Origin of the sequence: Nonomuraea sp. NPDC049625 (genome assembly GCF_040675285.1) — a bacterium.
In the GTDB taxonomy this organism is placed as follows: domain Bacteria; phylum Actinomycetota; class Actinomycetes; order Streptosporangiales; family Streptosporangiaceae; genus Nonomuraea; species Nonomuraea angiospora_A.
Window position 1 is genome coordinate 21,223 of the sequence record NZ_JBFAOQ010000001.1, and the last position, 13,052, is coordinate 34,274.

Consider the following 13,052-nt stretch of genomic DNA (forward strand, 5'->3'; position numbering starts at 1 on the left):
GGAAACGAGAATGAAACAATTTTCCGCAGCGCGTTGACACGCGGACTCCCTATGGTGTGCCTTCTTCTACACAGGAAAACCCCCGCCTGAAGGTGAGGCACATATGAGGAAATGGATCGCGCGCCTGGCAGCGCTGGGTGTCGCGCTGTTAGTGGCGGGTCAGGGCGCGACAGCCGCCCATGCCCAGGAGCCCGCGGCGGGGAAGAAGGTACTGCGCGTCGGGGCCACGCAGACGATGGACTCGATGAACCCGTTCCTGGCGGTCCGCCTGGTATCGACGTCGATCCACCGCTGGATGTACGGCTTCCTCACGGTGCCGGACTCCAAGACGTTGCAGCCCAGCGCCGACCTGGCCGAGTCGTGGACCACGTCGCCCGACGGGCTCACGTGGACGTTCAAGATCCGCGCGGCCAAGTGGTCGGACGGCAAGCCGGTCACGGCCGATGACGCGGCCTGGACGTTCAACAAGATCATGACGGACGAGGCCGCCAAGACGGCCAACGGCCCGGCGGTCGAGAACTTCGAGAGCGTCACAGCCAGCGGCCAGGACCTGACGATCAAGCTCAAGTCGCCGCAGGCGTCCATGCTGGACAACCCGATCCCGATCATGCCCAAGCATGTCTGGGAGTCGGTCACCGACATGGCCAACTACGACGCCGAGAAGTACCCGGCCGTCACCAGCGGCCCGTACATCGCGATCGAGCACAAGAAGGACCAGTACGTCAAGCTGCAGGCCAACCCCAACTACTGGCGGGGCAAGCCCAAGATCGACGAGCTGCAGGTCATCTTCTACGACAACCCGCAGGCCGCCGTCGCCGGCCTCAAGAACGGTGACATCGACCTGCTCGGCCGCATGTCCCCGGCAGAGTTCGAGGCCATCCAGAACGACCAGAACATCGAGGCGTGGAACACCCAGGGCCGCCGCGCGGCGTACCTGCAGATCAACCACGGCGCCACCACCACCGACAACAAGCCCGTCGGTGACGGCCACCCGGCCCTGAAGGACGTCAAGGTCCGCCAGGCTCTGCACTACGCCATCGACAAGCAGAAGCTGGTCGACGAGGTCCAGAACGGCCTGGCCAAGCCCGCCGACGGCTCGATCGTGCCGCCGATGTTCAAGGACTTCTTCTGGGAGGCCACGGGCGACGCGAAGGTCACCTACGACCCCGCCAAGGCCAACAAGATCCTCGACGACGCCGGCTACAAGAAGGGCTCCGACGGCATCCGTACGATGCCCGACGGCAAGCGCAAGCTGGAGTTCCGCTTCAGCATCCACACCGACACCCCGGTCGAGGACAAGCTCGCCGAATACCTGACGGGCTTCTTCAAGGAGATCGGCATCACGCTGACCACCGTGAAGCTCGACTCCAGCAAGTTCACCGAGCAGACGGGCGTCACCGGTCTCTTCGACATCGCGATCAGCGGCTGGTCGGTCAACCCCGACCCCGAGGAGGTCCTGGCCACGCACCTGTGCAGCCGCAGGCCGGCCCCGGGCGGCGAGGGCGGCGGCACCGAGTCGTTCTTCTGCGACGAGACCTTCGAGAAGCTCTACCAGGAGCAGCTGAAGGAGCTCGACCGGCCCAAGCGCGCCGAGACCATCAAGAAGATGGAGGAGCGCCTCTACACCGAGGCCCCGGTCATCGCGATCTACTACCCGAACGACCTTGAGGGCTACCGCAAGGACCGGGTCACCAGCATCACCCCGATCCCCGAGGACAAGGGCCTCCTTTACGGCGGCAGCGGCTACTGGCCGTTCTACACCGTGGACGTCAAGGCCGCGGCGGCGAGCGGCGGCAGCGGCGGCGGTGGCTCCAACACCGGACTCATCGCCGGCATCGTGGGTGGCGTCGTGGTCATCGGCCTGGCGGGATTCTTCCTGAGCAGGCGGCGTAAGAGCGTCGCAGACGAGCGCGAATGACCACTCCGCTAGAAGCAGCAGAGCCCGCCGTCCAGGCGGCGGGCCCTGGTGATGAGCGCTCCACCCGCCGCGGCACGCTGCAGTACGCGCTGTCCAAGGCCGGTGGGGCGCTGTTCAGCATCGCCATGGTGATCGTCGGGACGTTCTTCGTGTTCCGGCTGCTGCCCGGCGACCCGGTGCGCAACCTGGCGCAGGGTCGCAACATGACGCCGGACCAGCTCAACCTCGAACGCCACCGGCTCGGCCTGGACAAGCCGGTGCTCCAGCAGTTCTTCGACTTCGTGGGCAACACGCTCAGGCTCGACCTGGGCACGTCCTACGAGTACAAGCGGCCGGTCCTTGACCTGATCGGCGAGCGCATCGGCCCGACGCTGCTCCTCGCGGGCACGGGTCTGGTCATCGCCGTCAGCCTCGGGATCTGGCAGGGCACGCGGTCCGGGTGGCGGCCGGGCACCAAGTTCGACCGCTTCTCCACCAGCGTGTCGCTGGTGCTCTGGTCGGTGCCCACGTTCTGGCTGGGTCTGCTGCTGATGATGGTGCTCGGCGTCGGCATCGGGCCCATTCCCGGCCTCTTCCCGTTCAGGGGCATCGAGAGCGTGGACGCGCCCGACGGCTTCGCGTACGTGCTGGACGTGGCCTCGCACATGGTCCTGCCGTGCCTGACCCTGGTGGGCGTGGTCTACGCCCAGTACCTGCTGATCATGCGCTCGTCGCTGCTGGAGGAGGTCAGCCAGGACTACGTGACCGTGGCCAGGGCCAAGGGGCTCCGGGACGACGAGGTCCGGCGGCGCCACGCGGTGCCCAACGCGCTGCTGCCCACGGTGACGCTGGTGTTCATGCGCATCGGCTTCGTGGTCGGCGGCGCGGTCACCGTGGAGACGATCTTCACCTGGCCCGGACTGGGGCAGCTGTTCTACCGCGCGATCAAGGTGCCTGACTTCACGCTCATGCAAGGGACGTTCCTGCTGATCACCGTGGCCGTGATCCTCATGAACACGCTGGCCGACGTGGTCTACCACATGCTCGACCCGAGAGTGAGGTCGGCATGACCAGCGTCGCCGCGGCCCGCAGACGGCTCGTCCTGAGCCGGTTCTGGGCCGAGTTCCGCACCCACCGAGCAGGCCTCGCCGGGATGGTGGTCCTGCTCATCGCCGTGGTGTTCGCACTGATCGCGCCGCTGTTCATCGACGAGGGTGTGACCAGCGTCGTCGATGCCACCGGGGGCAAGTTCGCCGCGCCGAGCCTCGACTTCCCCTTCGGAACCGACGAGTCCGGCCGCTCGATCCTGCTGATGATCTGGTGGGGCTCGCGCACGTCCCTGCTCATCGGCTTCCTGGCCGCCCTGCTCAGCATCGTGATCGGCACGGTCATCGGCATCGCCGCGGGGCACTTCCGCGGTTGGGCCGGCGGCACGCTCATGCGGGTCACGGACTGGTTCCTGGTGCTGCCCTCGCTGGTGACCGCGCTGGTGCTGGCGGCCATCCTGGGCGGCACCACGTTCACGGTGATCATGGCGATCGCGGTCACCTCCTGGCCGTCGACCGCCCGCCTGATCCGTGCGCAGACGCTCGCCGTGGAGGCCCGGCCGTACATCGAGCGGTCGAAGGCGCTCGGCGGCGGGCACTGGCACATCACCACCCGGCACGTGCTCCCCAACGTGGCGCCGCTGCTGCTGGCCAGCACCACGCTGGAGGTGGCCAGCGCGATCGTCACCGAGTCCACGCTTGCCTTCCTGGGCGCCAGCGCGAACAAGACGTCATGGGGGACCATGCTGCGCTCCTCCTACGACTACGGAGCGGCCACGCAGGGCGCGTGGTGGTACATCCTCATCCCCGGTCTCGCCATCCTGGCCGTCGTCATGGCGTTCACCCTCGTCGGGCGGGCGCTGGAGGCCGTGCTGAACCCGCGGCTCAGGAGGGCGGCATGAGTCTTCTCGAACTCGACGACGTGTCGGTGACGTACCGCATCGCCTCGGGCGAGGTGCCCGCCGTGCGCGGTGTGTCGCTGACGCTCGACTCCGGGGCGGCACTCGGAGTCGCCGGCGAGTCGGGATCCGGCAAATCGACGTTGGCCATGGCGCTGATGCGGCTCCTGCCCCGCGACGCGCGCGTCGGTGGCCGGATCCTGCTCGACGGCGAGGACGTGCTCACCATGAAGTGGGGCCGCATGCGCGCCGTACGGTGGGCCGAGGCCTCGATCGTGTTCCAGGGCGCGCAGCACGGGCTCAACCCGGTGCGCAGGATCGGCGACCAGATCGCCGAGCCGCTGCTCGTCCACGGCCTGGCCAAGCCGGAGGCCGCCCGCAAGCGCGTGGCCGAGCTGCTCGAACAGGTCGGCCTGCCCACCTGGCGGGCCCGCAGCTACCCGCACGAGCTGTCCGGCGGGCAGCGGCAGCGCGTGATGATCGCGATGGCGCTGGCCTGCTCGCCCCGGCTGATCATCGCCGACGAGCCGACCACCGCGCTCGACGTGATGGTGCAGGCCCAGGTCCTGACGCTGATCAAGGAGCTGGTCGCCGAGCACGGCATCTCGCTGATCATGATCTCGCACGACCTGTCGGTGCTGGCGGACGTGTGCGGGCAGCTCGCGGTCATGTACGCGGGCCGCGTCGTCGAGTACGGGCCGTCCGCCGAGGTGTTCCACGACGCCAAGCACCCCTACAGCCGGGCACTGGCGGCGGCGTTCCCCACGGTGGGCGACCCGGCCTCGCGGCTGGCCCCGAAGGGCCTCGGAGGCGACCCGCCCGACCCGATGCAGCTCCCGGGCGGCTGCTCGTTCCACCCGCGCTGCCCGGTCGCGCTGGACGAATGCGCCACGCTGGACGTGGAGCTGTGGCCCGCGGGTGAGCGCCGTACCGCCGCTTGCGTGCACGTACGCGAGAAGGAGGGGGTCTCATGACCGAGACGCAGACCACCGCCGAGGCGGTCTCGACGGCCCGGCCGAGCCTGCTGGAGGCCCGCGACCTGCGCGTGGAGTTCTCCTCGCGCGGCCGCCGCGCCAAGGCCGTGGACGGCGTGAACCTGGCCGTCGGCGAGGGCGAGATCGTGGCCCTGGTCGGCGAGTCGGGCTGCGGCAAGACCACGCTGGCGCGCACGCTGCTCGGCCTCGAACGCCCCACCTCGGGCGAGGTCCGCTACGGCGGCGCCGCCCTGGACTACGGCTCCAGGGCGCTCAAGGCGTACCGCAGGCAGGTGCAGCTCGTCCTGCAGGACCCGACCGGCTCGCTCAACCCCAGGCACACCGTGTACGAGGCGGTCGCCGAGGGGCCGCGCATCCACGGCCTGCCGGACGAGCGGGAGGTCGTGGCCGAGGCCCTGTCCAGGGCTGGGCTGCGGCCGCCGGACCGGTTCTTCCTGCGCTACCCGCACGAGCTGTCAGGCGGGCAGCGGCAGCGCGTGGTGATCGCCGGGGCGCTGGCGCTGAACCCGAAGGTGCTGATCGCCGACGAGCCGGTGGCCTCGCTGGACGCCTCCGTACGCGGCGAGATCCTGGCTCTGATGCTGCGGCTGCGCGACGAGCTGGGGCTGTCGGCGCTGGTCGTCACCCACGACCTGGGCCTGGCCTGGAACATCGCCGACCGGGTGGCGGTCATGTACCTGGGCCGGATCGTCGAGTCGGGGCCGGTGGAGCAGGTGCTGACCGCGCCGCGGCACCCGTACACGCAGGCCCTGATGTCGGTGCTGCCGGAGTCTCCCGAGCGGGTGGTGCTGACCGGCGAGCCGCCGGACCCGACCCGGATCCCGGGCGGGTGCCGCTTCCACGCCCGCTGCCAGGTGCTCGCCTCCGGGAAGGCGGCCGAGGCGGGGGTGGACGCCAGGTGCCGTTCGGAGCTGCTGGACATCCTGCCGGCCGTGCCCGCGGCCCAGGCGGCCTGCTACTACGCGGACGCCGTCGACGCTTAGCCCAGGTCTAGCCCAGGTGGGCGTCGTGGACCAGGATGGCGGCCTGGACGCGGTTGGCCAGGCCCAGCTTGGCCAGCACGCGGCTGACGTGGGCCTTCACCGTCGCCTCCGTCAGGCGTAGCTCGCGGCCGATCTCGGCGTTGGACAGGCCGCGGGCGACGGCCCTGATCACGTCCTCCTCCCGCCCGGTGAGCCGGTCGAGCTGCCTGCGCGCCACCTCGGCGCGGGAGGGCGCGCGGTTGGCGTACGACGCGATCAGGCGCTTGGTGACCGAGGGCGAGAGCATGGCCTGGCCGCCGGCGACCGTGCGGACGGCGGCGGCCAGCTCTCTCGGCGGGGTGTCCTTGAGCAGGAACCCGACCGCGCCCAGGCGTAGCGCCTCGTGCACGTACTCGTCCAGGTCGAACGTGGTCAGCATGATCAACTTGGGCGCGTCCGGCACGGACAGGAGCCGCGCGGCGGCGGTCAGGCCGTCCATGCCCGGCATGCGGACGTCCATCAGCACGACCTCGGGCCGCAGCCGCCGCACGGCGGAGACGGCCTCGGCGCCGTCGCGGGCCTCGCCGGCGACCGCGATGTCGCCCGCCGCCTCCAGGATCAGCCGCAGCCCCGAACGGACGAGCTCCTCGTCGTCCACGACGAGCACCCTGATCATGCCGGGATCCTGGCGCTCACGAGGAAGCCACCGCCGTCCTGCGCGCTGGTACGCAGGGTGCCGCCGAGCAGCTCCACCCGTTCCCGCAGGCCCACCAGGCCCCAGCCCGCGCCGGGCAGCTCCCCGGGCGGCTCCTTCGGCGCCTCGTTGCGCACCTCCACCTCCACCTCCTCGGGCCCGTAGCGGATGAGCACGTCCGTGGCGGCGTCGCCCGCGTGCTTGTGCACGTTGGTCAGCGCCTCCTGGACCACCCGGTACGCCGTCCGCTCCACGGTCGGCTCGACCGGCCGCGCCTCGCCCTCGTCGTGCCTGGTCACCGCGATGCCCAGGGCACGGGACTGGTCGAGCAGCCGGTCGAGGTCCCCCAGGGCGGGCGGTGGTTGGAGCGGAGGGTTCTCGGGCGTGCGCAGGACGCCGAGCACATCGCGCAGGTTCGCCAGGGCCTCGCGCCCGATCCCGCCGATCAGGGCGGCGGCCCGCTCGGTCTCCTCGTCGGACGCCCGCATCTCCAGCGCCCCCGCGTGCAGCACCATGAGCGAGACCCGGTGCGCGACCACGTCGTGCATCTCCCTGGCGATCCTGGCCCGCTCCTGCGCTCTGGCCTGCTCGGCCCGCATGACCTGCTCGTGCTCGCGGCGTTCCGCACGCTCCCTGGCCGCGTCCCGGCGGGTGCGTACCAGGAGGCCGAGTGCCAGCGGCAGCCCGATCACGGCCAGCGCCAGGATCAGCGCGTTGCCCGTGGTGGCGGTCATCAGCTCGTACGGGCCGCTCCGCCCCGCGCCCGCGAGCGCGGCGACTCCGCACACGGCCAGGCAGCCGCCGAGGTAGGCGGCCAGGCGGCGCCCGCTCAGGGTGAGGCCCGCGAAGTAGGAGGCCACCAGCAGCGGCGGCCACATCACCAGCCACACGTAGCCGGCGGCGCCCACCGCGGCCAGCGGCCACCAGGACCGCCGCGCCTGCCAGGCGGCCAGGCCCGCGACCGCGGCGACCGCGACGAGCACCGGGAGCGGCAGGCTCGACGGCACCCCGGCCTGCCCCTGCACCACGAACAGCGAGGCCGCGAACACACCGGCGCCGAGCAGCACGAACCGCATGCCTCACAGCGTATGGGCCGCCCGGAAAGGGACATTACGACGAAAGTAGTAAGAGCCGATCGACGATCGGGGCGTCCCGGGCGGCGGCCTCCGGCACCAGCCTGGGCCCATGCGTAAAACCCTCGCGACAGTCGCGATGTCCTTGGCCGTCCTCGCCGGAGCCGCTCCGGCGCAGGCGGCCGACCTCGCCCTTCCGAAGCCGACCGGGCCGAGGCCCGTCGGCACGACCAGCCTGCACCTCGTGGATTCGAGCCGCCCCGACCCCTGGAACCCCGAGGCGTCCCGGCGGGAGCTGATGGTCTCGCTCTGGTACCCGGCCAGGAAGGCCGTGGGGCGGCCCGCGCCGTACGTGACGCCCCAGGAGTCGGCCGCCATCGTGAAGGGCTTCCCGGGCGTCTCCCCGGACGCGCTCACGAAGACCAGGACGTACGCCAGGCTCGACGCCCCCGTGAGAGGGGGCAGGCTGCCCCTGGTCGTCATGTCGCCGGGCTTCTCCTTCCCGCGCGCCACCCTGACCTCGCTGGCCGAGGAGCTGGCGAGCAGGGGATACCTGGTGGCGGCGGTGGAGCACACGTACGAGTCGGTCGCGACCACGTTCCCTGACGGCCGGACCACCACCTGCCTGGCCTGCGTGAAGGGCCAGGACAACGTCAAGGTGGCCGCGAGCCGGGTCAAGGACGTGCGGTTCGTGCTCGGCGAGCTGGTCAAGGGCCGGTGGGGCAAGGCGATCGACCGGTCGAGGATCGCCATGGTCGGCCACTCCATGGGCGGGTACGCCACCGCCCAGACCATGCTCGCCGACACCCGGATCAAGGCCGGCGTCAACCTGGACGGCACGTTCGCGCTGGACGAGCCGCTCGACCGGCCGTTCATGCTGGTCGGGGCGCCGGGGCACGCCCCCGGCTACGGCTCCTGGGACAAGGCCTGGGTCAACCTGAAGGGCTGGAAGCGCTGGATCACGGTGGCGGGGACCGACCACTCGGCGTTCGTCGACTACGCGGTGCTCAGGCCGGCGCTCGGTCTGCCCGCGCAGGAGCTGGACGGCGCGCGGGCGCTGCGGATCACCCGCGCTCACCTGGTCAGCTTCCTCGACCTGCACCTGCTCGGTAAGCGGACTCCGGTCGAGGACCATCCCGAGGTCACCGATCACACCCGGAACGCGTCGGCGTTCTCCGAGGCCCACTGAGCGAAGCTGCGCGCATCCCGGCCGGTGACCTCGCGCACGGTCGGGACCACCGTGTAGCCGACCTCCGGGGTGTTGCCCAGGGCCTGCACGAGGAACTCGATGGTCTGCTCGCCCATGCCGTCGGCGGCCCACTTGGCCCGCGCCTCGTCCACGGTCAGCTCCACGTACTCGACGCGGCTGCCGATCGACGTGCCCAGGATCTCGACCTTCTGCCTGAGCGTGATCGCCTCGGGACCCGTCAGCACGTACGTCCTGCCGCCGTGGCCGCCCTCGACCAGCACCGTCGCGGCCACGGCGGCGATGTCGCGCTCGTGCACGAGGGCGCTCAGCCGGTCGCCGAACGGCTCCTTGATGACGCCTTCCGTCTTCACCGTCTGCGCCCACCAGCGCAGCGTGTTGGACATGAACTCGACCGGGTGCAGCAGCGTCCACTCCAGGTCGGTCGCGGCCAGCGCCTGCTCGAGCGGGCCGTCCTCGCGGCCGCCCAGCACGGTGACCCGCCGCACGCCCGCCTTGACGGCCAGCTCCGCGATCGCGGCGCCGTCCGGCAGGGGCGCGTAGTCGTCGCCCGCGAAGTTGATGAAGTGCGCGCCGGTGACGCCCTCGAAGGCGTCCTTCAGCGTCTCGGGCCGGGCGAGGTCACCGGCGACGACCTCGACGCTCTCGGGGAGTCCGGCCTTGGCGGGGTTCCTGGTCAGGGCGCGTACGTGCTGCCCGGCCGCGAGGAGCTCCTCGACGACGAGACGGCCGACGGTCCCGGTGGCTCCGGTGACGAGGATGGTCATGGCGAACCCCTTTTTCTTCGGAACGGAATGTTCTGCTCTTACTATAGCAGAACGGAACGCTTCATTCCGAATAATTCTTGAGCGAGATGGCGTTCGCGGCGCGGTGGATGGGGCCAGCGATCCTGTCGATCATCCGGTCGCGGCCGGGCAGGTGCGGGAGCAGCCTGATCATCCTGGTCTGGAGCCAGACGGCCAGGGACGAGCCGACCACCATGCCCTTGACGTTGGCCGGCCCGAGCGCCTGGTTGGCCTCGACGAACTCGCGCATCTCGTGCTCGTAGCCCTCCGTCCCGCCGCCGCCGGCCAGCTCGCCGGCCAGCACGTACGCGCCCACGAGCGCCAGGCTCGTGCCCTGCCCGGCGGCCGGTGAGGCGCAGTACGCCGCGTCGCCCACCAGCACGACGCGCCCCGTGGACCAGCGGTCCATGTGGATCTGGGTGACCGAGTCGAAGTAGAAGTCCTTGGCGTCGCGTACGGACTCCAGCAGCGCGGGCACCTCCCAGCCGACCCCCGCCATGGCCTTCACCAGCAGCTCCTTCTGGCCCTCGACGTCGCGGTGGTCGTAGGCCAGCGGCTCGGACGACCACATGAACAGCGCCTTGGCGCGGGTGTCCTGGCGGGTGCTGTAGACGTTCGCGGTCCGGCCGGGGGCCACGTGCACGGCCTCCTCGCGGTCCAGGCCCAGGGTGTTGGGGACGGTGCAGATGGAGATGTAGTAGCCGAGGTCGCGGGCGTACCGGGACTCCTCGCCGAAGGCGATCCTCCTGGTGTTGGAGTGCGCGCCGTCGGCCCCGACGACCAGGTCGAACCTGCGGGGCGCCGAGCGCTCGAACGTCACCGTGCCGTCCGCCGCGATGCCCGTGACGGAGTCGTCGAAGACGTACTCGACGTCGCGGCGGGTGAGGTCGTACAGGAGCTCGTTGAGGTCGCCGCGCATGATCTCGGCGTCGTCGCCCGTGCGCCCGCCGAACAGGTCGGCGTCCATGGTCGCGATCTTCCTGCCCCTGGCGTCGTAGTGGGTGGCGATCCGCATGTCCGTGCTCGCCGCGCGGACCGCCTCCATGAGGCCCATCCGCTCGATGACCTGGAGGGCCACGCCCCGGATGTCCACCTTGTAGCCGCCCTCGCGGATCGCGGGGGCCCGCTCGACCACGGTCACGTCGAAGCCGTGCCGCCTGAGCCAGTACGCGGTCGCGGTGCCGGCGATGCTTGCGCCTGAGATGAGGATGCTCTTCGTCATGGCCCTGACGGTACATATGTCTCAGACGCTTGTCTAGGACGAGTTTTCAAGACGTTTGTGCTAGGCTGCGGGCATGGGAAACAGGGAAGATCTGCTGGCCGGGGCCAAGCGATGCTTGATCGAGAAGGGCTACTCGCGTACGACGGCGCGCGACATCGCCAACGCGTCCGGGGTGAGCCTGGCGGGCATCGGCTACCACTTCAAGTCGAAGGAGGCGCTGATGAACGAGGCGCTCTTCGAGGCGATGCGGGAGTGGGGGGACGACCTGGCGCAGACCCTGACCGCCGACGTCAAACCGGACGCCACGCCGCTGGAGCGGTTCGAGACGGCCTGGGACCGGGTGGTGGAGTCGTTCACCCGCCTGCGGCCGCTGTGGCTGACGCAGTTCGAGCTGCTGGGGCAGATCGACCACCTGCCGGAGGTGCGCGAGCAACTGGTGCGGGCCACCGGGGAGGCGCGGCTGGGGCTGGCCGAGCTGTTCGAGGGGGTGGAGCTGGGGGGTGATCCGGAGCGTGAGCGGCTGGCGGGGACGCTCTACCAGGCGCTGCTGACGGGCTTCCTGTCGCAGTGGCTCCTCGACCCGGACAGCGCCCTGTCGGGCCGCGAGGTCGTCACGGCCCTGCGCTCATTCGCTTCCTGACGAGACGGTCAGAAGGCGCTGATGGTGGCGGGGGCGCGTTCGGTGCGGCTGAGCGTGCGGATGACCGCCGTGGCCCCGTGCCGGTGGACGGCCAGCCGGGCCAGGAGCTCGACCACGGGATCGATGATCGAGGACGGCAGCTCCGGCGTGTCCAGCCCCACGCTCGCCGCCAGGTCGTCCGAGTGCACGACCAGCTCCACAAGCCGCGTGAGCAGGAAGTCGTCGAGCCGCAGCGACCACCCCGTCCACGGCAGGCCCACGACCCGGTCGTCGGGTTCGGCGGGCAGTGCGGCGGTCAGCAGGTCGAGCAGCTCCTGCGTCCGGTCCACCAGCGCCCCGGGCCCGTCCGCGGCGGCGGCCTGGCCGCCGCGCCTGACGCTCACGTTGCTCTCGTGGTCGAGCCCCGCCTGCACCCACGGCGACCTCGAATAGTGCTCCAGGAGCCCGACCGGCTCGCCGGCCACCCCGTCGGGGACGAGCACGTCACGGGCACGGACGAGCTGGTGGGCCAGGTGCCCCGCCAGCCCCGCGACGCTGAACTCGGTCAGCGCGCTCGGCTTGTCCCAGGCCGCCGCCACGGCGGGATCGCGCAGCAGCGAGACTGCCGACGTCGCGGCCACCAGATAGGACTGCCTGATTTCCCCCATTTGCCGCCCTTCCCCTGGTTTAGGTGGTAACTCGCGCCAAGACTATCCCTCCGACAATCAGGCCGAGCGCCGCCATCCGGCCGACCGAGACGGGGTCGCCGTTGAGCGCGATGCCCAGGGTGATCGCGCCGACCGCGCCGATGCCCGTGAAGACGGCGTACGCGGTGCCGACGGGCAGCGTGTTCATCGCCCGGGACAGCAGCCAGACGGCGGCGGCCATCAGGACGAGGGACGCGAGCGTGGGCACCGGCCGGGTGAAGTTCTGCGTCGGCTTGATGCTCTGCGACCACGCCACCTCGACGAGTCCGGCGAGGAACAGGACGATCCAGTTCACCGGGCCGCCTCCTTGAGCGCCGCCGCCAGGGACTGCTCGTGGCTGTCGCGCAGGTGCGCCAGGGCCGGGTCGAGCCGCGCGTTGACCAGCTCCGCGTGGATGAACGTCACGTCCTCGACCCTGAAGTGCCCCTTGAAGAAGTCGCGCAGGTAGCGCTCCTGGTGGTCGTAGGGCTCGCGGGGCGTGCCCGGCCCGTACGCGCCGCCCCGCGCGCTCGTCACCACGAACGAGCGGCCTTCGAGCGACATCTTCGGGAACGTGATCTGGTCGAGCCAGGCCTTGAGCGAGGAGGGGATCGAGTAGTTGTACATCGGCGTGCCGATCAGGATCACCTCGGCCGCCACCACCTCGTCGAGCAGGGGCTCCACGACGGCCCACGCCTGCCGCTGGGCGGGCGTCCGCACCGCCTCCCGATAGCGCGAAATGTCGGTGATCTCGTGTTCGAGGATGTGGTCGCAGAGCTCGGTCCACGCCTCGCCGATGTGCGGCACGGGCTGCGCGGCCAGGTCGCGGTACGCATACCCGCGATCGGGATGCGCGGCCCGCCACGTGTCGGCGTACACGGTGGACAGCCTGCGCGAGAACGACGACGCCCGGCGTGCGCTCGCGTCCAGATGCAGCAGCATGATCTCTCCCTTGAAAGGCCCTAAG

At 70.7% G+C, this 13,052-nt stretch carries 14 protein-coding genes; 7 read left to right on the top strand and 7 right to left on the bottom strand.

What is annotated here, in order from left to right:
• The first annotated feature begins 103 nt into the window (after positions 1–103).
• Genes AB0J87_RS00135 through AB0J87_RS00155 form a run of 5 tightly spaced genes read left to right on the top strand, consistent with a single transcriptional unit; the run spans position 104 to position 5,820 of the window.
• Positions 104–1,918: an ABC transporter substrate-binding protein gene (locus tag AB0J87_RS00135; protein WP_363961889.1), complete on the top strand. Its 1,815-nt coding sequence runs from the start codon at positions 104–106 to the stop codon at positions 1,916–1,918.
• Positions 1,915–2,967 carry an ABC transporter permease gene (locus AB0J87_RS00140; RefSeq protein ID WP_363961891.1) on the top strand — a complete coding sequence of 351 codons (1,053 nt, stop codon included), beginning with the start codon at positions 1,915–1,917 and terminating at the stop codon, positions 2,965–2,967. Before AB0J87_RS00135 ends, AB0J87_RS00140 begins: the two co-directional genes overlap by 4 nt.
• On the top strand, positions 2,964–3,845 hold the full coding sequence (locus AB0J87_RS00145) for an ABC transporter permease (RefSeq protein ID WP_363961893.1): 882 nt from the start codon (positions 2,964–2,966) through the stop codon (positions 3,843–3,845). Before AB0J87_RS00140 ends, AB0J87_RS00145 begins: the two co-directional genes overlap by 4 nt.
• Complete coding sequence (locus tag AB0J87_RS00150) at positions 3,842–4,816, top strand: ABC transporter ATP-binding protein (RefSeq protein ID WP_363961895.1); 975 nt, start codon at positions 3,842–3,844, stop codon at positions 4,814–4,816. The genes AB0J87_RS00145 and AB0J87_RS00150 overlap by 4 nt, the downstream gene beginning before the upstream one ends.
• The gene (locus AB0J87_RS00155) at positions 4,813–5,820 is read left to right on the top strand and encodes an ABC transporter ATP-binding protein (RefSeq protein WP_363961897.1); all 1,008 of its coding nucleotides are present in this window, start codon (positions 4,813–4,815) and stop codon (positions 5,818–5,820) included. Before AB0J87_RS00150 ends, AB0J87_RS00155 begins: the two co-directional genes overlap by 4 nt.
• 7 nt (positions 5,821–5,827) lie before the next feature.
• Here AB0J87_RS00155 and AB0J87_RS00160 read toward each other — a convergent pair whose 3' ends face one another.
• Complete coding sequence (locus tag AB0J87_RS00160; protein WP_363961899.1) at positions 5,828–6,475, bottom strand: response regulator transcription factor; 648 nt, start codon at positions 6,473–6,475, stop codon at positions 5,828–5,830.
• Positions 6,472–7,569 (bottom strand): histidine kinase, encoded by a 1,098-nt coding sequence (locus AB0J87_RS00165; protein WP_363961901.1) that lies wholly within the window; start codon positions 7,567–7,569, stop codon positions 6,472–6,474. Before AB0J87_RS00165 ends, AB0J87_RS00160 begins: the two co-directional genes overlap by 4 nt.
• A gap of 109 nt (positions 7,570–7,678) precedes the next feature.
• On the opposite strand from AB0J87_RS00165, the gene AB0J87_RS00170 reads away from it, so the two are divergent.
• Positions 7,679–8,755: an alpha/beta hydrolase gene (locus AB0J87_RS00170; protein WP_363961903.1), complete on the top strand. Its 1,077-nt coding sequence runs from the start codon at positions 7,679–7,681 to the stop codon at positions 8,753–8,755.
• On the opposite strand, the gene AB0J87_RS00175 is transcribed toward AB0J87_RS00170, so the two are convergent.
• Positions 8,716–9,540, bottom strand: coding sequence for an NmrA family NAD(P)-binding protein (locus AB0J87_RS00175; RefSeq protein ID WP_363961905.1), 825 nt, complete (start codon positions 9,538–9,540; stop codon positions 8,716–8,718). The genes AB0J87_RS00170 and AB0J87_RS00175 overlap by 40 nt on opposite strands.
• A 61-nt stretch (positions 9,541–9,601) precedes the next feature.
• Positions 9,602–10,780: an FAD-dependent monooxygenase gene (locus AB0J87_RS00180; RefSeq protein WP_363961907.1), complete on the bottom strand. Its 1,179-nt coding sequence runs from the start codon at positions 10,778–10,780 to the stop codon at positions 9,602–9,604.
• A gap of 73 nt (positions 10,781–10,853) precedes the next feature.
• On the opposite strand from AB0J87_RS00180, the gene AB0J87_RS00185 reads away from it, so the two are divergent.
• Positions 10,854–11,420 (top strand): TetR/AcrR family transcriptional regulator, encoded by a 567-nt coding sequence (locus AB0J87_RS00185; protein WP_363961908.1) that lies wholly within the window; start codon positions 10,854–10,856, stop codon positions 11,418–11,420.
• Between the two features lie 8 nt (positions 11,421–11,428).
• Here the strand turns inward: AB0J87_RS00185 and AB0J87_RS00190 are convergent, their stop codons facing one another.
• Genes AB0J87_RS00190 through AB0J87_RS00200 form a run of 3 tightly spaced genes read right to left on the bottom strand, consistent with a single transcriptional unit; the run spans position 11,429 to position 13,027 of the window.
• Positions 11,429–12,067, bottom strand: a complete 639-nt coding sequence (locus tag AB0J87_RS00190) for a maleylpyruvate isomerase N-terminal domain-containing protein (RefSeq protein ID WP_363961910.1) — start codon at positions 12,065–12,067, stop codon at positions 11,429–11,431.
• A 19-nt stretch (positions 12,068–12,086) separates the two neighbouring features.
• Positions 12,087–12,401, bottom strand: coding sequence for a multidrug efflux SMR transporter (locus AB0J87_RS00195; protein ID WP_363961912.1), 315 nt, complete (start codon positions 12,399–12,401; stop codon positions 12,087–12,089).
• Entirely contained in the window at positions 12,398–13,027 is a 630-nt protein-coding gene (locus AB0J87_RS00200) for an NAD(P)H-dependent oxidoreductase (protein WP_363961914.1), read from the bottom strand. Before AB0J87_RS00200 ends, AB0J87_RS00195 begins: the two co-directional genes overlap by 4 nt.
• Positions 13,028–13,052: the final 25 nt, after the last annotated feature.